Origin of the sequence: Pseudomonas sp. Xaverov 83, from assembly GCF_019352905.1 — a bacterium.
GTDB lineage: Bacteria > Pseudomonadota > Gammaproteobacteria > Pseudomonadales > Pseudomonadaceae > Aquipseudomonas > Aquipseudomonas yamanorum.
The window spans coordinates 266,065-287,387 of record NZ_JAAAFU010000075.1 but is presented as its reverse complement, the minus strand read 5'-3'; the positions used below and the strand labels follow the sequence as shown (position 1 = coordinate 287,387).

The window sequence follows — 21,323 nt, the reverse complement described above, 5'->3', positions numbered from 1 at the left end:
TGAGAGCGCGCGCCTATGTCTACGCCCAACGTTGAAACCGTAAAACTGGATGAGCTGAACGCGTGGCGCATCCGCCATAACGGCGCCGAATTGGTGGTAGCCCAGCAAGGCGCGCATATCGTCAGCTACCAGCGCGCTGGCGAGAAGCCAATCATCTGGCCCAACGATCAGGTGGTGTACAAGAAAGGCAAAGGCATTCGTACCGGCGTGCCGGTGTGCTGGCCATGGTTTGGCGTGTTCGACCGCAACCCGCAAAGCGTCAAGGCGATGTACCAGGGTGACGAGCCGGCTGGGGCGCATGGTTTCGTACGGACCGCGGACTGGACGCTGGCTGGCGTGGAAGCTGAAAGCACGGCGTTGCGGGTTGAACTGGAACTGCCGGTGCCTGAAGGCGGCTTCCCGGGTTGGCCGCATCTAGTTGACCTGAAGATGAGCATCCTGCTGGATGATCAACTGCACATCCGCCTGACCAGCCATAACCGTGGTACCGAGACCGTCAGCCTCAGCCAGGCACTGCACAGCTACTTTGCCGTCAGCGATGTACGCAACGTGCAGGTCGACGGCCTGGACGGGCGAACCTATATCGACACCGCCGACGGTTGGACCCACAAGCAGCAATCCGGGCTCCTGCACTTCACCGCCGAGACCGACCGCATCTACCTCGACACGCCAGCGCAACTGAACATCGTCGATAAAGACTGGCAGCGCCGCGTCCAACTCACCAGCACAGGCTCGCGCTCGACGGTGATCTGGAACCCGTGGACCGACCGCGCCAAGGCTTTCAGCGACATGGCCGACGACGGCTGGCAGGGGATGCTGTGCATCGAGACGGCGAACGTGCTGGACGATGTGGTGACACTGGCGCCGGGTGAGAGCCATACCCTGGGCGTGAGCATCGCCGGTATTGCCCTGTAAACCCAATCAAAAATGTGGGAGCGGGCTTGCTCGCGAATGCGCCGTGTCAGTCAATACATGTGCTGACTGACACACCACTTTCGCGAGCAAGCCCGCTCCCACATTAGGTTCTGCGTCAGATCAGAGATCCGACTCTTTGACCGCCCGTACTTTCCCCGCATCCAGCGCATACGCCGCATCGGCCAGGTCATTGTTGACCTTTTCCACCTTCAGCGTGCCCGTCACCCACAGCGGCGTGTAGATGTCATCCAGCTTCAAACCCTTGGGGTAACGCACCAGCACCAACTGGTTGGGCGGCGGTGGCGGCACGTGGATGCAGGCGCCCGGGTAAGGCACCAGGAAGAACAGCGTACTGCGGCCCTTCGCGTCGGTTTCAAGCGGCACGGGGTAGCCGCCGATGCGGATGTTCTTGCCGTTCATGGCAGCCACAGTCTTGGTGGAATACATCACCGCCGGCAACCCCTTGCTTTGCTTCAGGCCACCCTTTGCGGTGAAGGTGCCTTGGGCTTCCGGGGAGTTGTGATCGATTTCCGGCATTTCTTCGAGGGCTTTCTGGTCCGACTTGGGCATCAGTTCCAGCCAGTCGGTTTCCGGCAGTTCGCCAGCGTGGGCCAACCCGGTGCATAGAAGAAGGGATAACAGGAGACGGCGCATGGAGAAGCTCGGCAAGGATTACAGTGCCGGCATTCTAGCCCTCTGCGCCTGCGCAGCGCAGAGGGCTTGGTCGCTAAATTACTTCTTTTTCAGCAAACCGTAGATCACCAGCAACACCACGGCACCCACCAGCGCACCAATGAAGCCTGCGCCTTGGCCCGCCTGATAGATGCCCAGTGCCTGGCCACCATAGGTCGCAACCAGCGAACCGGCGATACCCAGCAGGATGGTCATGATCCAGCCCATGCTGTCGTCGCCTGGTTTCAGGAAACGCGCCAGCAGGCCGACGATCAAACCGATAAAGATGGTTCCAATGATACCCATGGCATTTCCCTCTGATTGAAGTGAGCTAAGTCAAAGCCTAGTCAGACTTTGGCTTCCTGCAATCAGAGGGTGGCGGGTACCAATGGTTCCCGCCCGGCCTTGGGTTATTGCTCGGCGATCAGCGCTTCGACCTTGAGGATCTGCGCTTGCAGCGTCGCGCGGTCCTTGCAGCGCAGGTTGGCGTGGCCGACCTTGCGCCCGGCCTTGAACGCCTTGCCGTAGTGATGCAGATGGCAGTCATCAATCGCGATCACGCGATCAACCGGCGGCACCACGCCGATGAAGTTGAGCATGGCGCTCTCACCGACCTTGGCCGTCGAGCCTAACGGCAAGCCCGCCACCGCCCGCAGGTGGTTTTCGAACTGGCTGCACTCGGCGCCTTCGGTGGTCCAGTGCCCGGAGTTGTGCACGCGCGGGGCGATTTCGTTGGCCTTGAGGCCACCGTCAACTTCAAAGAACTCGAACGCCATCACGCCGACGTAATCCAGTTGCTTGAGCACACGGCTCGAATAATCTTCGGCCAGGGCTTGCAGCGGGTGGTCGGTGCTGGCCACGGACAGCTTGAGGATGCCGCTGTCGTGGGTGTTGTGTACCAGCGGGTAGAAACGGGTTTCGCCATCACGGGCACGCACGGCGATCAGCGAGACTTCACCGGTGAACGGCACGAAGCCTTCCAGCAGGCAGGCGACGCTGCCCAGCTCGGCGAAGGTACCGACCACATCGGCGGCGGTGCGCAGGACTTTCTGGCCCTTACCGTCATAACCCAGGGTGCGGGTCTTCAGCACAGCCGGCAAGCCGATGGAGGCGACTGCAGCGTCCAGGTCGGCCTGGGACTGGATGTCGGCGAAGGCCGGCGTCGGGATGCCCAGGTCCTTGAACATGCTCTTCTCGAACCAGCGGTCACGAGCGATGCGCAAGGCTTCGGCGCTCGGATACACCGGCACGAACTGCGACAGGAAGGCCACGGTTTCAGCCGGGACACTTTCGAACTCGAAGGTCACCAGGTCGACTTCATCGGCCAGTTGGCGCAGGTGATCCGGGTCGCTGTAGTCAGCCCGCAGGTGTTCACCCAGCGCAGCCGCGCAGGCGTCCGGCGCCGGGTCCAGGAAAGCGAAGTTCATCCCCAGCGGCGTACCCGCCAGGGCCAGCATGCGGCCCAGTTGGCCGCCACCGATTACACCGATTTTCATCGTCAACAACCTCAGGCAATGCGTGGGTCTGGATTGTCCAGGACGCTGTCTGTCTGTTCAGCACGGAATTTTTTCAGCACCGCGTGGAACTGCGGGTGCTTGGCGCCGAGGATGCTGGCGGACAGCAAGGCTGCGTTGATCGCGCCGGCCTTGCCGATCGCCAGGGTGGCCACCGGAATACCGGCGGGCATCTGCACGATGGACAACAGCGAATCCACGCCCGAGAGCATCGACGACTGCACCGGAACGCCCAGTACTGGCAGGTGAGTCTTGGCCGCACACATGCCTGGCAGGTGAGCTGCACCGCCGGCACCGGCGATAATCACCTCGATGCCACGGGATTCTGCTTCATCGGCATACTGGAACAGCAAATCCGGAGTGCGGTGGGCGGAAACCACCTTCACTTCGTAGGGAATGCCGAGTTTTTCCAGCATATCGGCGGTGTGGCTAAGGGTGGACCAATCGGACTTGGAGCCCATGATCACGCCAACCAATGCACTCATCGTCGTGCCTCTTCTCTCTGGGCGCCCGCAGGCGCGTCAAAAAACAACAAGCCACGCGGGAAATCCAGCGTGGCTTGTTGTACGAATTAAGGCCGGTTGGACCGGCCGAAGGCCGCGCAGTATACCGTAATAACGCAGATAAACAGCCCCTGGCATGACCATCTGTCTTACACCTCAAACAGGCGGTTTTATTGACTTCCAGGTCAGCGAAAACACCACAAAATACTGCGGGAGCTGGCTTGCCTGCGATGGCGGAGTGTCAGTGCCTGAAATGTCAGCTGATACACCGCTATCGCAGGCAAGCCAGCTCCCACATTTAACCGCGCTCAGCCGCCGGGGACTGCGCCGCACCACCTTCCAGCTTGCGCCACAACAACCGCACATTCGCCTTGCGCACCAACGCGCAGCGATACAGCCGGATCTCCAGCGGCACATGCCATTGCGGGCCGCCGCACACCACCAGTTCGCCCCGGGCCAGCTCGGCGCGCACGCTCAACTGCGGCACCCAGGCGATGCCCAAGCCTTCAAGGGCCATGCTTTTCAGGCTGTCGGCCATGGCGGTTTCGTAAATCGTGGTGAAGCGCAGCGCCCGCTGGCGCAGCAGCAGGTTAACCGAGCGCCCCAGGAAGGCGCCGGCGCTGTAGGCCAAAAGCGGCACACTGCCCTCGCCTTCCAGGTCGAACAGCGGCTTGCCATCGGCATCCGCGGCGCACACCGGCAGCATCTCGGTGTTGCCCAAGTGCAGCGACGGGAAGATTTCCGGGTCCATCTGCATGGCCGCATCCGGGTCGTAGAACGCCAGCATCAAATCGCAGCCGCCTTCACGCAAGGCATGCACGGCGTCGCCCACGTTGGTGGCGACCAACCGCGTGGCGATGTTCAGCCCTTCGTTGCGCAATTGCGCGATCCAGCGCGGGAAGAAGCCCAACGCCAGGGAGTGCGCCGCCGCGACTTGCATGACTTCACCCTGCCCGCCTTCCAGGTGATGCAAGTGCCGCAGCACTTCGCCGAGCTGCTCGACCACGGTGCGCGCGGTGACCAGGAACAGCTGCCCCGCCGCCGTCAGTTCGACAGGCGTGCGTGAACGATTGACCAGCGTCAGCCCCAGCGCGGCCTCGAGGCTACGGATGCGCCGACTGAACGCCGGCTGGGTGACGAAGCGCCGCTCAGCCGCCTGGGAGAAGCTGCGGGTGGCAGCCAGGGCGCTAAAGTCTTCCAGCCATTTGCTTTCAAGGTTCATCACATCCTCCCGGGGCACGCACCATTTTGGCACACACGTCCGTCATGGTAACGGGGTCACACCGACATTATGCCGTTTATGCATAGGCCAGTGTTTAACAGCATTGGCCCAAAATCTCCTGCAAGCCTAGCATTCACAGCGTTCCGGCCTAGCCCGGGTCCATATCGAGATGATTTCCGTCATGTCCTCCGCTGCATCTTTCCGCACAGAAAAAGACCTGCTTGGCGTACTCGAAGTACCCGCTCAAGCGTATTACGGCATCCAGACCTTGCGAGCGGTGAATAACTTCCGCCTCTCGGGCGTTCCGATTTCGCATTACCCGAAATTGGTGGTCGGCCTGGCAATGGTCAAGCAGGCAGCTGCTGACGCCAACCGCGAGTTGGGCCAGCTCAGCGAAGCCAAGCACGCTGCCATCAGCGAAGCCTGTGCCCGTCTGATCCGCGGCGATTTCCACGAAGAGTTCGTGGTGGACATGATTCAAGGCGGCGCTGGCACTTCAACCAACATGAATGCCAACGAAGTCATCGCCAACATCGCGCTGGAGGCCATGGGCCACAGCAAGGGCGAATACCAATACCTGCACCCGAACAACGACGTGAACATGGCGCAGTCCACCAACGACGCCTACCCGACCGCGATCCGCCTGGGTCTGCTGCTGGGCCACGACGCACTGTTGGCCAGCCTCGACAGCCTGATCCAGGCATTCGCCGCCAAGGGTGAAGAGTTCAGCCACGTCCTGAAGATGGGCCGTACCCAGCTGCAAGACGCCGTGCCGATGACCCTCGGCCAGGAATTCCGCGCCTTCGCCACCACCCTCGGTGAAGACCTGGCTCGCCTGAAGACCCTGGCGCCTGAGCTGCTGACTGAAGTGAACCTGGGCGGCACCGCCATCGGCACCGGCATCAACGCCGACCCGCGTTACCAGGCCCTGGCCGTTCAACGCCTGGCGACCATCAGCGGCCAGCCGCTGGTACCGGCTGCCGACCTGATCGAAGCCACCTCCGACATGGGCGCCTTCGTGCTGTTCTCCGGCATGCTCAAGCGTACCGCGGTGAAGCTGTCGAAGATCTGCAACGACTTGCGCCTGCTGTCCAGCGGCCCACGTACCGGCATCAACGAAATCAACCTGCCGGCGCGCCAGCCAGGCAGCTCGATCATGCCCGGCAAGGTCAACCCGGTGATCCCGGAAGCCGTGAACCAGGTAGCGTTCCAGATCATCGGTAACGACTTGGCACTGACCATCGCGGCCGAAGGCGGCCAGCTGCAACTGAACGTGATGGAGCCGCTGATCGCCTACAAGATCTTCGACTCGATTCGCCTGCTGCAACGCGCCATGGACATGCTGCGCGAGCACTGCATCGTCGGCATCACCGCCAACGAAGCCCGCTGCCGCGAACTGGTGGAGCACTCCATCGGCCTGGTCACCGCGCTGAACCCCTACATCGGCTATGAAAACGCCACCCGCATCGCCCGTATCGCTCTTGAAAGCGGCCGCGGCGTGCTGGAACTGGTGCGCGAAGAAGGCTTGCTCGACGACGCCATGCTCGACGACATCCTGCGCCCCGAAAACATGATCGCTCCACGTTTGGTCCCGTTGAAGGCCTAAGCGTTTGTTGCACCGCTCACCAGGTTGAGGGACTAGACACCTCTCACCTTTTGAGGGCCTGAAGGCTCGTTCTTCAGGCCCTTTTTTTTGCCTCAAGGTTGCGAAATGATGCCAATAAAAACGCCAAGATCGCCCCACAAAACCGCCTTGCCCGTAACGCCGTGGCTGAAACCTTTAATCGCCTCGTGCAGACGGATCACACACTCCTAGGTATAGTGCCGCCCCTCTTCGCGTCAGCGGTCGTCGGTAACGAGACCCTGGAAGCGCGAAACCGCATGAATAACAACACCCGCAAAAGGATTGGGGCGAAGCGTCGTGCACTGCCTGGTGCCGAGCGATGCATCGGACCGTCCTGCGTTTGCCATTAGAAAAATCAGCGAGGAACACTCCATGCTAGAAGTCATCAACGACTTCCTCTCAGGGAAAGTATTGATCGTGCTCATTGTCGGGCTCGGTGGTTACTTCACGATCCGCTCGCGTTTCGTTCAGTTGCGTCACTTTTTCCACATGTTTTCGGTGTTTCGCGACAGCCTGAAAAGCAGCGCCGGCCAGCTCAGCTCGTTCCAGGCGCTGATGCTCAGCCTCGCCGGGCGCGTGGGTGCCGGCAACATCGCAGGCGTCGGCATTGCTGTGACTCTGGGTGGCCCGGGCGCCGTATTCTGGATGTGGGTCACCGCACTGGTGGGCATGTCTTCGAGCTTTATCGAGTGCTCCCTCGGCCAACTCTACAAACGCACCGACGCTGAAGGCACCTACCGTGGCGGCCCGGCGTATTACATCCAGCACGGCCTGCACAAGCGCTGGTTGGGCATGGTGATGGCGTTCCTGCTGCTGGTGACTTTCGGCTTCGCCTTCAATGGCCTGCAAGCCCACGCCGTCACCCACTCGCTGAACAATGCGTTTGGCCTCGACACCACCTACACCGGCCTCGCCCTGGCGGTGCTGCTGGGCCTGGTGTTCATCGGCGGGATCAAGCGTATCGCCTCGATCGCCGACCTGCTGGTGCCGGTCAAGACCCTGGTCTACATCGCGGTGACCCTGTACGTGATCGTGCTGCAATTCGACCACGTGCCGGCCATGCTCGCGACCATCGTCAAGAGCGCCTTCGGCCTCGACCAAGCCTTCGGTGGCCTGGTGGGCAGCGCGATCATCATGGGCGTGAAACGCGGCGTGTTCGCCAACGAAGCCGGCCTGGGCAGTGCGCCTAACGTGGCGGCAGTCGCTTCGGTAGAACACCCGATCGCCCAAGGCGTGGTGCAAGCGTTCAGCGTATTCCTCGACACCTTCGTCATCTGCACCTGCACCGCGCTGCTGATCCTGCTCTCCGGTTTCTACACTCCGGGCTTCGAAGGCGACGGCATTGCCCTGACCCAGAACTCCCTGGCGGCAGTCGTTGGTGACTGGGGCCGGATGTTCATCTCGGTGGCCCTGGCGTTGTTCGTGTTCACCTCGATCATGTACAACTACTACCTCGGCGAGAGTAACCTGCGCTTCATCGTGGGCGACAACCGCAAGGTCCTGATGGGCTACCGCGCGCTGGTGCTGGTGCTGATTTTCTGGGGTTCCATCGAGAACCTGAGCACCGTGTTCGCCTTCGCCGACATCACCATGACCATGCTGGCGTTCGTCAACCTGTTCGCCCTGGCGTTCCTGTTCAAGATCGCCATGCGCATCCTGAATGACTACGACGGTCAGCGTGCTGCGGGCATCAAGACTCCGGTGTTTGATTCCAGCAAGTTCCCCGACCTGGACCTGGACCGCAAGGCGTGGCCGGCGAATCCGGTGAAGCCCGAGCCAGCCGCTCAAGCGACGGCAGAACTGAACGCTCAAACGCAACGCTAAACCTAGATAGATGACACGCCGCCCGGCCTTGGGCATGCTCTGGGCCCGGCGGCGTTTTTCGTTCAGGAGATTCTTCAATGCAACCAGCCAACAACGTCATGGTGCTCTACACCGGCGGCACCATCGGCATGCAGGCCAGCGCAAACGGCCTGGCCCCCGCTTCGGGTTTTGAAGCGCGAATGAGCGAAGCCCTCGCCCAACTGAATATGCCAGCCTGGCGCTTCCGGGAAATGTCCCCGCTGATCGACAGCGCCAACATGACCCCCGCCTACTGGCAGCGCCTGCGCGCCGCCGTGGTTGAGGCGGTGGACGAGGGTTGCGACGCCGTACTGGTGCTGCACGGCACCGACACCCTGGCCTACAGCGCGGCCGCCATGAGTTTCCAACTGCTGGGCCTGCCCGCACCGGTGCTGTTTACCGGCTCGATGCTGCCGGCCGGTGTGCCCGACAGCGATGCCTGGGAAAACGTCAGCGGTGCGCTGGCAGCCTTGGGCGAAGGCCTGGCGCCGGGCGTGCAACTGTACTTCCACGGCGCACTGATGGCCCCGACCCGTTGCGCGAAAATCCGCAGTTTTGGTCGCCACCCGTTTGCCGCATTGCAGCGTAACGGCGGCGTCGCCAAGGCGGATATGATTCCGGCGGCGCTGCATTACCGCCAGCCCAAGGCGCTGATCAATGTGGGCGTGCTGCCACTGGTGCCGGGCATCGCCGCCGCGCAATTGGACGGGTTGATCGACAGCGGCATCCAGGCGCTGCTGCTGGAATGCTTCGGCAGCGGCACCGGGCCGAGCGACAACCCCCAGTTCCTCGCCAGCCTCCAGCGCGCGCAGGATAACGGCGTGGTGGTGGTGGCAATCACGCAATGCCATGAAGGCGGTGTGGAGCTGGATGTGTACGAAGCCGGTAGCCGCTTGCGTGGCGTGGGCGTGTTGTCAGGTGGCGGGATGACCCGCGAGGCCGCGTTCGGCAAGCTCAACGCACTGCTCGGTGCCGGCCTGCCGGTGGCCGAGGTTCGCCGCCTGGTGGAACTGGACCTGTGCGGCGAACTCGCCTGAGGCTGGCCAACCTATATATCCACCCCCAGGTCAGCCAGGCGCTCCCTAGCATGAAACCCCCGAGGCATCGCCTCGGGTCGTTTTCATACGCCAGGGATGCCCGCCATGACCACACCCACCCCGCTCCGTCCAACGCCTGAAAGCCTGCTCACCCAACTGTGCCTGGGCCCCTCGTTTCGCGAGACCGCTTCGGTGCAGTTGCGCTATTCACTGCACACGTTATATCCCGCCTTGGCACTGGACCCGGATATCGTCCTGGTCTGCACACCCGCCTGGGGGGTTGTCGGTGACCAGGTTCAGCCACTCGAACCCCGCTACCAGACCCTCACCGATATCCTTGCGCACCAGGCTGTATCGGGCCTCCCGACCCTTTACATCGAGGGTGTGCATTTCTTGACCCAGCAGCCGCTCAGCGACCCACCGCTGCACTTGCCGGTGCGCATCGGCGAGATCGCCCAGATGCTCAATGTGCTGGCGCCCGTCATGCTCTGTGCCTTCCAGGAGCAACAGCTCAATTACTGGAACCGCATGATCGAAGGCCAACCCCAGTGGCGCACGCTGTCCAGCAGCCTGCAGGCGGTGTGGAATGTCGACACGGTCGAGGGCTGGGACAGTGATGACTGTGCCATGGCCCGGGGACTGTTCAACGCCCCCGACCAAAGCAACCGTCAGGCTACCGACACCTATGCCAGCAAGGCCTACCTGATCGATATCTGCCAGGTGGAAGGCAACACCCTGACCGCGCTCAACCTGATGCCCATGGCCGTGCTGATCGGCACCCATCAATCGAGCTCGCGGATCCTCAGCCATTCGCTGGTGCATGGTTATCAGAAGTTTGCCACCCTGGAGAACCTGGGCAACGCCTTGGGCACCTTGATGGTACGTACGCAATTGCAATGGCGACTGTACCGCCCCGACGGCAACTTCTTCGACCAACTGGCCTGCGCGCTGATCGGCATTCAGATCGAGGCCATTGCGGCCATTGATTTCCCCACCCTGCGCCAGGTCGATGCCAACCCCGAACCGCTCGGCGCACCGCCGGCCGTGCAGTCGCTGGTTGCCCGCCAGGACCCCGACCTCGACTGGTATCAAGCCCGGCTGCCCAACTGGCTGGCCAATGCCCTGACCAGTGACCTGAACCTGTACGCCCGGCACTTGAAAGACCTCGCGGCGCTGCACAGCCAGAACCAGGGCAAGTCCTACCAGGATGACATCCCGCCCTTGCGCGACTACGCCCTCACTCAACTGAAAGCGCGCATGACCGCCGACCATCCCGATGCAGCTCAACTGAACCTCAACGACCTTGAAATGCGCGTAGACAGCCAGGTGGTATGGGGCCTCTTCACCGTACCCGGACAGGTCGAGACAACCACGTTCCGGCTGGCGGACCTGGCGCTGCAAAACCTGATCGCCCTGCCGCTGGGCAACAAGACCTTGCGTTTGCACAACGCAACAAAGGCTCCCGCGTGGCTGACGGTGGCCTACGTCGAACGCTTGATCAGCCAGGCCGATATCGGCAACCGCTACCCGGCACTGGTCAAGGCCAAGCTGCTGGATGACTCACTGGAGTCAGCCCGCCGCCAGCAGCTGTACCGCCAGCACCTGCAGGTGCAGCTGCCGTTGCTGGCGCTGCAATGCAAGATCCACCAGGAAGCGGGTATCGACGAACTCGGCTACCGGTACGTCGCGGCGCTGATGGAGACGGATGTTGCCAAGCGCCAGGTGCAGGGCCAGAAGATTGTTTTGCGCCCGTTGGCATTTGCCCCGCAACGCCGGGCCGGAAACACAGTGGATGAGGTGGCCAACATGTTCGTCATCGGCCCTCAAGACCCGAGCGCGGGCCCTTGCCTGTTGTATCGGCCACTGTTCGACCAACCCTTGAGCCAATACCCGTCGCCCGCCAACTTGCTGTACACCCTGACCCAGGACCGCAACCTGCGCGATTCAGTGCTGGCCTGGCTGCCGGAAAGCGTGCGCAGCGACTACGTCAACTACGTGTTCCCAGGCGCATTGCCTTCGCCGTGGGCGGTGCTGCGGTTTCTGGTGGAGCCGACCAAGCTCTGGGCGATGTCCGGCCCCATGGCCTTGGGTACCCAAGTACTGCCTGGGGATCTGTTCGAGAGTTTGTTCCGCGCCAACGCCAAGGCCCTGGTGGAGCTGGCCGACCGCCAATCGGTGTCCAACACCGAAGCCCGCTGGGCGACATTTAAACGGGCCGGCTGGTTGCTGCTCAATGCTGCACTGCCGTTCCTGGGCCGCACTGCCGGTACAGCGGCGTGGATCTGGCAACTCATGGACCAGGTACAAGCCTTGGCCGACGCACAACAACGTGGCAAATCCGAAGACCAATGGCAGGCCTTCACCGAACTGCTGCTGAACCTGGGCATGGCTATCACCCTGCACGCCACCGGTCGCAGCCACCCCGCCAGCCGTCGCCTGCCGGGTTATCAGGCGGAAAAAGCCCCCCTCGCCCCGGCCAAACCCAAGACCAGCGTGATCCAGCAACAGCCGAACATCGCGACCACCGAACTGCCAGCCGGCCATCCACAGTCGCTGCATGTACTTGGCGCCGTCACCCGCACTCCCAGCGGCCTGGCACACCTGCTGGATCGCTTCAAGGTCAGCAAGCCCGAAGGGCTCGGGCAGGCCAGCGCCCAGGTCGACGTCCATCAGCATCTCTACCCGTTGGGTACGAAATGGTATGCGCCTGTGGGAGAGCGCTGGTTCGAAGTGCAGCTGGACGAAAACGCCAACGTGCTGATTGTCGACCCGAGCCAACCCGCCCACACCGGCCCGCTGCTGATTCATAACCTCAAGGGAGAATGGTTCATCGACACGCGCCTGCACCTGCGCGGCGGCGGGCCAAAAATCATGACCAAGAAAGCCCAGGACCAGGCCACCGTCAAAGCCGCCGAGGTTCGCGCGAAACTGGCACTGTTTGAAAGCGGCAAGCATGCAGCCCAGCGCCAACTGGAGCTCGCGCGCCAAGCCATGAACAACGCCCCGGGCACCTCCGCCGACGCCCGGCGCCAGACTTACCTGGAGAAACTCGACACCCAGCGCAGCGCGTACGACGCCGCACTGCAAAATCTGCAAACCTTGAGCATCTTCACCAACATGCCCGACTACCAGCCTCGGGCACTGGGCTACCTCAAGGCTCAGCTCGATCTCAACCAGGCCGGCATCAGTGAAGTCCAGACCCGGTTCAGCCCCAAGCTCAAGACCGTGCTCGACCAGGTCGAACGCCAGATTGAAGCGCCCGGGGAACGGCATATCGAAGACGCGCGGCAAATGAGCGAGCTGATCCAGGACATGATCACTCGCATCGACTACACCACCTCCCGCTTCGACCAACTCAAGGGACTGGCCAGAGAGGGCCTGCAACTGATCCAGGAGACCAGGCGCCTGCTGCCGTCCTACACCAGCGATCACCTCAAGGCCCTACAAGTGATGCTGGCGCGCAACCTCTGCGTGTCCAAAACCACCCTCGGCACCGACCCACAGGCCTGGACGGCGATCGACCAGATTATCGACAAGGCGGCCATCGCAGTGCGAACCTTGAGCGACACCCTGAGCGAACGCAGCGAGTCGCGGCTCGATGAGCGCATCGAAACCCTGAGCAGCCTGATTGATCAGTTCAAGCACGTGGATGAACGCCTGGAAGACTTCCCCGGAGAGTTTCCCGATTCCGCCCAGGACACGCCGATCCAGCAGTTGCGCCAGCAATTGAGTGAATTTTCCCAGCGCGCGTTGAGCAACCTAACCTTGCTGCATGCCGAACGCGACATGCTCAGGAATCGGCCAACCCCGCCGCCGACGCCGCCGCGCCCGCGCAAGAAATTCATCAAGACCCGCTTCGACGGCGTGCTGGTAGGCGAGCCACGCCTGACAGAACTTGGCCTGGAGACCCACTTGGTCGACATCAAGTCACCGCTGACCGACACCGTAATGGCGACCTTCCACGAGAAACTTCCGGGCCTGTGGTTCCGGCATATCGAGGCACCGGCCACGCCGCCTCCCGCGCCCGACCTGGCAACCAGCCTGCGCGATGGGCAGGCATTGATCGATGGCTTGCCCACCTTTAACCAGCGGGCCGCCGTGCAGATGAGCAAGCCTGCCCGCACCATCGAAGGCATCGAGCAGATGCTTCACCAGCACGCCATGCACCTGGAACAAGCGGATCGAGACATCGAGCACGCCTTGACCCTGATCAACGCCACGGAAAGTGATACCACTTCCGCCGCCGCCCTGGGCAAACAGCTCAGCCAGGCAGCCGAAGCGCTTTACCAAAAGGCTGCCCAGCATCGGCTGCAACTGACCAAACAACGCCCACCCACCCTCGACGGCGTGGAATGGCTGAAAAACCGCAACGAAATCACCATCAAGAAAACCATCAACCGTCGCCGCCTCAAGGCACCCAGCCCGGACTACCTGGACGAGTACACCATCACCGAGCGCTCCACCCGCAAGATCCTCTGGTATGCGCACTTTCACTATTCGGCCGCCTGGACACCGGCCAAGGCGTTTATCTCGGCACGTCTGAAAACCCCGGACGAATTCCGCCGCGGCTCTGCTGCCGATACGACTGAAGGCTTGAGCGAGCACCAATTGGCCGCGTTTTACCGCAGCGAATTCAGCCTCGACCAGGCCACGCGGGTATTCTTCGCGATCGGCTGATGACGCGGCGCGGCATGTAACTTGCTCGGTCCAGGGCAGTCTCCGGCGGGAATTACCCATGTTGCATTCGCACCTCACCACCCTCAACGCCGTCTCCCTGGTACTCGGCACCTTCAAGGCCCAGGGCATGCCCAGCGAAGCGTTGCTGGCCGGCAGCGGTATCTGCACGGCCGACCTGGGCCGTGCCGATGCGCGTATTACCACCCACCAGGAGATGCGGGTGTGTGCCAATGCCGTGGCGTTGCAGCAGGATATCGGCCTGGAACTGGGCCAGCGCATGCATGTTTCGTCCTACGGCATGCTTGGCTATGCCCTGCTCACCAGTGCCACCTTCGGTGACGCTTTGCGCCTGGCCCTGTGTTATCCCGCACTGTTGGGAACACTCTTCGAGCTGAGCCTGGTGCAAGAAGAGGAGCGCATCTGGTTCACCGCCAGCGATTATCGAGAAGACCCGGCGCTGGCGATGTTCAACGTCGAACTGTGCCTGGTCTCGTTGAAAGTCATCTGCGACGACTTGCTGGGTCAGCCCCTGCCCTTGCTCGGCGCGCGCTTTGAACACGACGCCCCGGCCTATCGGGCCCACTACGCCGAACACTTCGATTGCCCGCTGCAATTTGAAGCCACGGCCAATGCGTTTGCCTTCGACCGCCGCTGGCTAGACCAGCCATTGCCCCTGGCCGATGCGGTAACGCACCAGGCCATGGCCGAGCGCTGCCGCAAGCAGAACACCGAATTCACCGGGCGCCAGGCCTGGCTGGGGCGGATTCGCCAATTGCTGGGGTCGCAGTTGCACGCGGCCCCGGGCCTTGATGGGCTGGCGCTGCAGATGAACTGTTCAGCCCGCACCCTTCGCCGGCATTTGCAGAACCTGGGGTGCAGCTACCAGGAACTGCTCGACGAGCTACGCTTCGAGCGGGCCAAGCAGTTGCTGGGCGAAGATGCGCTGCCGATCCATCGGATTGCCGAGCAGTTGGGTTTCAGCGAGACCGCCAGTTTCCGCCATGCATTTGTACGCTGGAGCGGGGTCGCGCCCAGCCAGTTCCGGCCTTGATCCATTCAAGGGCATGGCTGCGCTATTGAGGGGCGAATTGCGGACAGATAATTTGGCCATATAGATCCCCTTTTGGCCGCTCCTGCCATTCTCATAAACCGCGCCCGCCGCAAGACTGGACCTCACCGATTCAGCCTGCGGAGAACAACAATATGCTGACGATCTACTCGGACGATCACCACCTGCACCATGGCCGGTGCGAGTTGATGGACGGGCAACTGATGCCGTGTTTCGAAATGCCCTCGCGCGCCGACCACGTGCTGCAACGCGTCAGGGATCGCGAACTGGGACCAGTGCAAGCCCCGGAGGATTTTGGCCTGGCGCCGCTGCAACGTGTTCACAGCCCGGCATACCTGGACTTCTTCAAAGACGCCTGGCAACGCTGGACGGCATTTGGCCAAGACGGGGACTTGCTGCCCTACACCTGGCCCGCACGCACCTTGCGCCGGGTCATCCCCACCAGCCTGCACGGCCAGCTCGGCTATTACAGCTTCGACGGCGGCGCGCCGATCACCGCCGGTACCTGGCAAGCGGCCTACAGCGCAGCGCAAGTCGCGCTGACGGCGCAACAGGCGATCCAGCAAGGCGCTCACAGTGCCTTCGCCCTGTGCCGTCCGCCCGGGCACCATGCCGCCAGCGACTTGATGGGCGGCTATTGCTACCTGAACAACGCGGCGATCGCAGCCCAGGCGTTTCTCGACCAGGGCCACGGGAAGGTCGCCATCCTCGACGTGGACTACCACCACGGCAATGGTACCCAGTCGATTTTCTACGAGCGCAGCGATGTGCTGTTCACCTCGATTCATGGCCATCCGGAAGCCGAGTTTCCGTTCTTCCTGGGCTACGCCGACGAGTTGGGCGAAGGCGCCGGTGAAGGTTTCAACTTCAATTACCCGCTGCCTGCAGGTTCTGGCTGGGACCGCTGGAGTGCCGCCCTGGAGCAGGCGTGTGAGGAGATTGAACGCTATGGCGCCGACATCATCGTGGTCTCGCTGGGCGTGGACACCTTCAAGGACGACCCGATCTCCCAGTTCAAGCTTGACAGCCCCGACTACCTGGCGATGGGTGCGCGAATCGCCCGCCTCGGCAAACCGACGCTGTTTGTGATGGAAGGCGGCTACGCCGTGGAAGAAATCGGCATCAATGCCGTCAACGTTCTCGAAGGTTTTGAGGGATTCGCCCAATGAACATGCTCAAGCATCTCGTCCTCTGCGCTGCCGTGCTGAGCGGGGCCGCGCACGCCGAAGAAAGAACCCTGCGGGTCTACAACTGGTTCGACTACATCACCCCCAAGGCCCTGGAAGATTTCAAGGCGCAGAACCCCAGCGTCAAGCTGGTCTACGACATCTTCGACACCAACGAGGCCCTGGAGGCCAAGCTGCTGACCGGCAACTCCGGCTATGACGTGGTGGTGCCGTCCAACGTGTTCCTGGCCAAGCAGATCGAAGCCTCGGTGTTCCAGCCGCTGGACCGAAGCAAACTGCCCAACTGGAACCACCTCGATCCCAAGTTGATGAAGCTGATCGAGGCCAACGACCCCGGCAATAAATTCGCCGTGCCCTACATGTACGGCACCATCCTGATCGGTTTCAACCCGGACAAGGTCAAGGCCGCGCTGGGGGCCAACGCGCCCGTGGACAGCTGGGACTTGATCTTCAACGTAGAGAACATCAGCAAGCTCAAGCAATGCGGCGTGGCGCTGCTGGATTCGCCTTCGGAAATTCTGCCGCTGGCCCTGCAACACCTGGGCCTGGACCCCAACAGCAGCAACCCGGCGGACTATGTCAAAGCCGAAGCGCTGCTGATGAAGATTCGCCCGTACATCACCTATTTCCACTCGTCCAAGTACATGGCCGACATTGCCAACGGTGACATCTGCGTGGCGGTCGGCTATTCCGGCAGCTTCTCCCAGGCCGCCAACCGCGCCAAGGAAGCCAAGAACGGCGTGACCGTGGACATGCGACTGCCGAAAGAAGGCGCGCCGATCTGGTTCGACATGCTCGCCATCCCCAAAGGCGCCAAGGACCCGGAAGACGCCTACGCCTTTATCAACTATCTGCTGCAACCCGGCGTAATTGCGCCGATCAGCGATTTTGTCGGCTACCCCAACCCCAACAAGGACGCCACCGGGTTGGTGGATCCGGCGATTCGCAACAACCCCAACCTGTACCCGACCGAGGCGGCCATGGCCACGCTGTATACCCTCAAGCCCCTGGGACGTGATGCCGAACGGGCCAGGACCCGCGCCTGGACCAAGATCAAGTCAGGCACCTGATCGGTTACCGCCGGTTGCGCCTCAGCGCGTAACCGGCGCGTGCCAAACCTGGCCCAAGCGCTTCAACGCCTGACTGATCTGCGCCTCGGGCACGGCAGCAAACCCCAACACCAATCCGGCACGCTGATCCTGCGGCGTAAGCGAGTCCGGCAGCCAATAGTTGCTCAGGCCATTGATCTCCACACCCACCGCCGCGGCCTGGGCGATCAGCTCCTTTTCCCGCGCCAGGCTGTCGACCCGCACGGTCAAGTGCAGCCCGGCCGCCACTGACGGTAGGCGGCCAACGCCATCGATACCGGCGGGCCATTCGGCCACCAGCGCATTGAGCCGGCTTTGCGCGGCTCGGCGCATGCGGCGCACATGGCGTTGGAAATGCCCGGTCGCCATGAACTCCGCCATCACCGCTTGAGTGCTGACTTCCGAGTGGCGCACGTCCACCGCGCGGCGCCGGGCAAAGGCCTGGACCAGGCCGACCGGCAACACCAGGTAACCCAGGCGTAGCGCCGGAAAGGCCACCTTGCCGAAGGTCCCGACATACAGCACCCGCCCCGTACGATCGAGGGCTGCCAATGGCGCCAAGGGCGCGCCGCTGTAGCGGTACTCACCGTCGTAGTCGTCCTCGACGATCCAGCCGCCCGTACGCTCGGCCCAGGCCAGCAGTTCCAGGCGCCGGGCCAGGCTCATCACCACACCCGTTGGGTATTGATGCGACGGGGTGACGTAGGCCAGACGGCAACTGCCGAGGCCGTTCAAGGCAGCGCAGTCGATGCCCTCGCTGTCCACCGTCACGCCATGCAATTGGCCCCCCGCCACCGCGAACGCATGGCCCGCCGCCCGATACCCAGGGTTTTCAATGGCAACTGCATCGCCGGGCTCCACCAGTAACTGTGCACAAAGGCTGATTGCCTGCTGCGCGCCACTGGTGATCACTATTTGCTCAGCAGTGCACTGCATGCCGCGAGAACTGCGCAAATAGGCAGCAATCAATCCACGCAGGCGCTCGTCGCCGGCCGGGTCGCCATAACACAGTTGCTGCAAGTCCGGCTTGCGCCAGAAAGCCGCATTCAGCTTGGCCCACACGTCGAAGGGGAACAGATCAAAAGCCGGTACGCCCACCCTGAAAGCTCTCGGCGGACCGCTGGGTGGAAGTGCCAAATGATTGTTTTCCACCCGCGCCAACGCACCGCTGTGGATAACTTGACTGGACGAAACCCCAGGTAAATCCGCCCGATTTGTGGATAACCCTGGGGATAAGCCTGTTGATAACCCTGTGGACACTTTTGTGGATAGTTTTTTTGCGGGCGTCGGCGTCTGCGGCAATTGCGCCACATAGGTGCCATCACCCACGCGGCCCTCAATAAATCCTTCGGCATACAACTGGTCGTAAGCGCGGACCACGCTGTTGCGTGAGATCGACAGTGCCGCCGCCAGGTCGCGGCTGGCGGGGAGCCGGGTGCCACTGACCAGCCGGCCATCCAATACCCGCTGGCGCAGCGCCTGATAGAGCTGGCGCGTGAGGCCCTGGCGACGGTCCAACTCGATACCCGCCGGGTTGAACGAGAGCGGTGGTTCTAACGCAGGCATGGAATTGGACCTATGAAATTGACTGTAGATGGCTCTTACAACGAACCAATAGCCTGCCTAGGATGCAGGCATTCGCCAAGGAAAATCTTCATGTACACACCACGCGCCTTTGCCCTCGATGACTTGCCTGAAATCCAGCAACTGATCCAGCACACGCGCCTGGCGCAACTGGTGACCTTTGGTGAACAAGGCCTGCAAGCCAGCCATTTGCCGCTGCTGCTCAACCCTGATGAAGGGCCCAACGGCACCCTTTACGGGCACATGGCCAAGGCCAATCGCCAATGGCAGGACCTGCAAAATGGCGGCGAGGCCCTGGTGATTTTTGCCGGTGCCGAGGCCTACGTCAGCCCATCGTTCTACCCGGCCAAAGCCGAACACGGCAAAGTGGTGCCGACCTGGAATTACATCGCGGTACACGCCTATGGCACCGGCGAAGTGTTCACCGAAACCGAGCGCCTGCTGGAGCTTGTCAGCGCCCTCACCGACCGCCATGAAGGCAAGCGCGCCCAGCCCTGGAACGTCAGCGACGCCCCGGCCGACTACATCGACGGCATGCTCAAGGCCATCGTCGGCTTTGCCCTGCCGATCCAACGCCTGGAAGGCAAACGAAAACTCAGCCAGAACCGCAGCCCGGCGGACATCGCCGGCGTTCGTGAGGGCCTGGCGGCCAGCACCGACGTGCGCGACCAGACCCTCGCCCGCTTTATTCCCAAGGAGCCAACATGAGCCAGATCGAAATCCGCCAGGTCAGCGCCGCCGACCACGCCGCGTGGCTGCCCCTGTGGCAAGCCTACCTGCGCTTCTACAACACCGAGTTGCCGGACGCCGTCAGCCAGAACACCTGGCAACGCTTGATCGACGCCAATGAGCCGACCCACTCGGCCCTGGCCTGGCAGGACGGCAAGGCCGTAGGCATGGTCAACTTCATCTACCACCGGTCCAACTGGAGCATCGAAAACTCCTGCTACCTGCAGGATCTGCTGGTAGACCCGGCCCAACGTGGCACCGGCGTCGGCCGCAAGCTGATCGAATTCGTCTACGCCACCGCCAAGGCCGACGGTTGCTGCAAGGTCCACTGGCTGACCCACGAGACCAACGCCACCGCCATCCAGCTGTACGAACGCATCGCCGAACGCCCCGGTTTTATCCAGTTTCGCAAAGGTCTTTAAGGAGAAGCACAGCATGACGACATCATTGGCCGACTGGAAAGGTGTCCCGGCGCCTACCGTCACCGTTATCGAAGGGCGCTTCATCCGCCTGGAAAAACTCAACCCGGCCCGCCACGGCGATGACCTGTTCAACGCCCTGCAAGGCCCCGGTGCTGATCCAAAGCTGTGGGACTATTTGCCTTACGGCCCGTTCCCCGAGCGCGCCGCCTTCGACGCCTGGCTGAACAACCACGCGTCCCACAGCGACCCGTACTTCTTCAGCGTGATCGACAAGGCCAGCGGCGACGTGCAAGGCATCCTCAGCCTGATGTCCATCGTGCCCGAGCAAGGCCGCATCGAAATCGGCCACGTGACCTTCGGCGCGCCGATGCAACGCTCTCCGAAAAGCACCGAGGCGGTGTACCTGCTGGCCAAGCACTCGTTTGAGCTGGGAAATCGTCGCCTGGAATGGAAGTGCAACAACGCCAACGCCCGCTCCAAAAATGCGGCCGAGCGGTTGGGATTCAGTTTTGAAGGGGTGTTTCGCCAGCACACCGTGGTCAAGGGCCGCAACCGGGATACGGCGTGGTATTCGATCCTGGATGGGGAATGGCCGGCGATTGGGGCGGGCTTTGAGCGGTGGCTGTCAGATGCCAACCAGACCGGTTCGGGACAGTTGAAAACGCTGGTGGAATGCCGTACCTAATCCACCCTGCCACCCCCTTACAAATGTGGGAGCGGGCTTGCTCGCGAAAGCGGTGTATCAGTCACAAATGTATTAACTGACCCACCGTCATCGCGGGCAAGCCCGGCTCCCACATTGTATCTTCAGCGTATCCGGGCCTTGTGCTCAGCCGAGGCGAATAGGCGAGCATCTATACCTTGAAGTACTTGCTCACGATCAAACACCACGGCATCGCTTTTTCCTACAAGCTTCTGCGAACCTTCACCACTCCCATCTTCAACCCAAACGGCCTGAACACTGCGTTCAACGACTTCAGCGTCTGATTGCCCTCGCCATGTTCGATATGCACCAGCGTGCGTACGGAGATTTTGCACATCTTGGCAAACTGGCTCTGATGCAGCCCAGTGACTTCCGTTCGCAGCCGGCGTACCGCCTCGGCTATTTCCAGCATTCCCTCGGCCAATGCATCCTGAATGCTTTCGATCAACCGGGTTCGTTCTTCAACCGTCAGGCTCATTTCAATCCCCGTCACCTCCCCGCCATCATTCTGTAAAAAACCTCCGCTATACAGGTC

The 21,323-nt window shown here is 62.1% G+C and carries 18 protein-coding genes; 11 read left to right on the top strand and 7 right to left on the bottom strand.

Translation table 11 applies throughout. The features are described from left to right. Positions 1-15: 15 nt before the first annotated feature. The gene (locus K0H47_RS22555) at positions 16-915 is read left to right on the top strand and encodes a D-hexose-6-phosphate mutarotase (RefSeq protein ID WP_219273689.1); all 900 of its coding nucleotides are present in this window, start codon (positions 16-18) and stop codon (positions 913-915) included. Between the two features lie 120 nt (positions 916-1,035). On the opposite strand, the gene K0H47_RS22550 is transcribed toward K0H47_RS22555, so the two are convergent. The 5 genes from K0H47_RS22550 to K0H47_RS22530 all read right to left on the bottom strand — a co-directional run bounded on the left by K0H47_RS22550 (position 1,036) and on the right by K0H47_RS22530 (position 4,826). Then, entirely contained in the window at positions 1,036-1,569 is a 534-nt protein-coding gene (locus K0H47_RS22550; protein ID WP_023659290.1) for a DUF3299 domain-containing protein, read from the bottom strand. A gap of 78 nt (positions 1,570-1,647) precedes the next feature. Then, complete coding sequence (locus K0H47_RS22545) at positions 1,648-1,893, bottom strand: GlsB/YeaQ/YmgE family stress response membrane protein (protein ID WP_003213408.1); 246 nt, start codon at positions 1,891-1,893, stop codon at positions 1,648-1,650. Between the two features lie 104 nt (positions 1,894-1,997). After that, positions 1,998-3,083: a 5-(carboxyamino)imidazole ribonucleotide synthase gene (locus K0H47_RS22540; protein WP_017476761.1), complete on the bottom strand. Its 1,086-nt coding sequence runs from the start codon at positions 3,081-3,083 to the stop codon at positions 1,998-2,000. A gap of 11 nt (positions 3,084-3,094) precedes the next feature. Continuing rightward, positions 3,095-3,586 carry a 5-(carboxyamino)imidazole ribonucleotide mutase gene (gene purE, locus K0H47_RS22535; protein WP_003195648.1) on the bottom strand — a complete coding sequence of 164 codons (492 nt, stop codon included), beginning with the start codon at positions 3,584-3,586 and terminating at the stop codon, positions 3,095-3,097. Positions 3,587-3,902: 316 nt separating this feature from the next. After that, a complete protein-coding gene (locus K0H47_RS22530; protein WP_063033807.1) occupies positions 3,903-4,826 on the bottom strand; it encodes a LysR substrate-binding domain-containing protein in 924 nt (307 codons plus the stop codon). A gap of 181 nt (positions 4,827-5,007) precedes the next feature. Here K0H47_RS22530 and aspA point away from each other — a divergent pair, with 181 nt between their 5' ends. The 7 genes from aspA to K0H47_RS22495 all read left to right on the top strand — a co-directional run bounded on the left by aspA (position 5,008) and on the right by K0H47_RS22495 (position 17,332). After that, positions 5,008-6,432: an aspartate ammonia-lyase gene (gene aspA / locus K0H47_RS22525; protein ID WP_003213415.1), complete on the top strand. Its 1,425-nt coding sequence runs from the start codon at positions 5,008-5,010 to the stop codon at positions 6,430-6,432. Positions 6,433-6,822: 390 nt separating this feature from the next. After that, the gene (locus K0H47_RS22520; protein ID WP_063033806.1) at positions 6,823-8,274 is read left to right on the top strand and encodes a sodium:alanine symporter family protein; all 1,452 of its coding nucleotides are present in this window, start codon (positions 6,823-6,825) and stop codon (positions 8,272-8,274) included. Positions 8,275-8,351: 77 nt separating this feature from the next. Continuing rightward, a complete protein-coding gene (locus K0H47_RS22515; RefSeq protein WP_063033805.1) occupies positions 8,352-9,329 on the top strand; it encodes an asparaginase in 978 nt (325 codons plus the stop codon). Positions 9,330-9,434: 105 nt separating this feature from the next. Continuing rightward, positions 9,435-14,006 carry a hypothetical protein gene (locus K0H47_RS22510; protein ID WP_257626723.1) on the top strand — a complete coding sequence of 1,524 codons (4,572 nt, stop codon included), beginning with the start codon at positions 9,435-9,437 and terminating at the stop codon, positions 14,004-14,006. Between the two features lie 58 nt (positions 14,007-14,064). After that, on the top strand, positions 14,065-15,057 hold the full coding sequence (locus K0H47_RS22505) for an AraC family transcriptional regulator (protein ID WP_219273685.1): 993 nt from the start codon (positions 14,065-14,067) through the stop codon (positions 15,055-15,057). A gap of 152 nt (positions 15,058-15,209) precedes the next feature. After that, positions 15,210-16,244 (top strand): histone deacetylase family protein, encoded by a 1,035-nt coding sequence (locus K0H47_RS22500; protein WP_219273683.1) that lies wholly within the window; start codon positions 15,210-15,212, stop codon positions 16,242-16,244. Then, positions 16,241-17,332: a polyamine ABC transporter substrate-binding protein gene (locus K0H47_RS22495; RefSeq protein ID WP_093203570.1), complete on the top strand. Its 1,092-nt coding sequence runs from the start codon at positions 16,241-16,243 to the stop codon at positions 17,330-17,332. Before K0H47_RS22500 ends, K0H47_RS22495 begins: the two co-directional genes overlap by 4 nt. Before the next feature lie 21 nt (positions 17,333-17,353). Here the strand turns inward: K0H47_RS22495 and K0H47_RS22490 are convergent, their stop codons facing one another. Then, positions 17,354-18,916 carry a PLP-dependent aminotransferase family protein gene (locus K0H47_RS22490; protein ID WP_219273681.1) on the bottom strand — a complete coding sequence of 521 codons (1,563 nt, stop codon included), beginning with the start codon at positions 18,914-18,916 and terminating at the stop codon, positions 17,354-17,356. A 90-nt stretch (positions 18,917-19,006) separates the two neighbouring features. On the opposite strand from K0H47_RS22490, the gene K0H47_RS22485 reads away from it, so the two are divergent. Genes K0H47_RS22485 through K0H47_RS22475 form a run of 3 tightly spaced genes read left to right on the top strand, consistent with a single transcriptional unit; the run spans position 19,007 to position 20,770 of the window. Continuing rightward, a complete protein-coding gene (locus K0H47_RS22485) occupies positions 19,007-19,642 on the top strand; it encodes an FMN-binding negative transcriptional regulator (RefSeq protein ID WP_219273679.1) in 636 nt (211 codons plus the stop codon). After that, positions 19,639-20,085 (top strand): GNAT family N-acetyltransferase, encoded by a 447-nt coding sequence (locus K0H47_RS22480; RefSeq protein WP_003213433.1) that lies wholly within the window; start codon positions 19,639-19,641, stop codon positions 20,083-20,085. Before K0H47_RS22485 ends, K0H47_RS22480 begins: the two co-directional genes overlap by 4 nt. A 13-nt stretch (positions 20,086-20,098) precedes the next feature. Continuing rightward, the gene (locus tag K0H47_RS22475) at positions 20,099-20,770 is read left to right on the top strand and encodes a GNAT family N-acetyltransferase (protein ID WP_219273677.1); all 672 of its coding nucleotides are present in this window, start codon (positions 20,099-20,101) and stop codon (positions 20,768-20,770) included. 220 nt (positions 20,771-20,990) lie between these two features. Here K0H47_RS22475 and K0H47_RS22470 read toward each other — a convergent pair whose 3' ends face one another. Then, positions 20,991-21,266, bottom strand: a complete 276-nt coding sequence (locus K0H47_RS22470) for a helix-turn-helix domain-containing protein (RefSeq protein ID WP_063033796.1) — start codon at positions 21,264-21,266, stop codon at positions 20,991-20,993. Positions 21,267-21,323 lie beyond the last annotated feature (57 nt).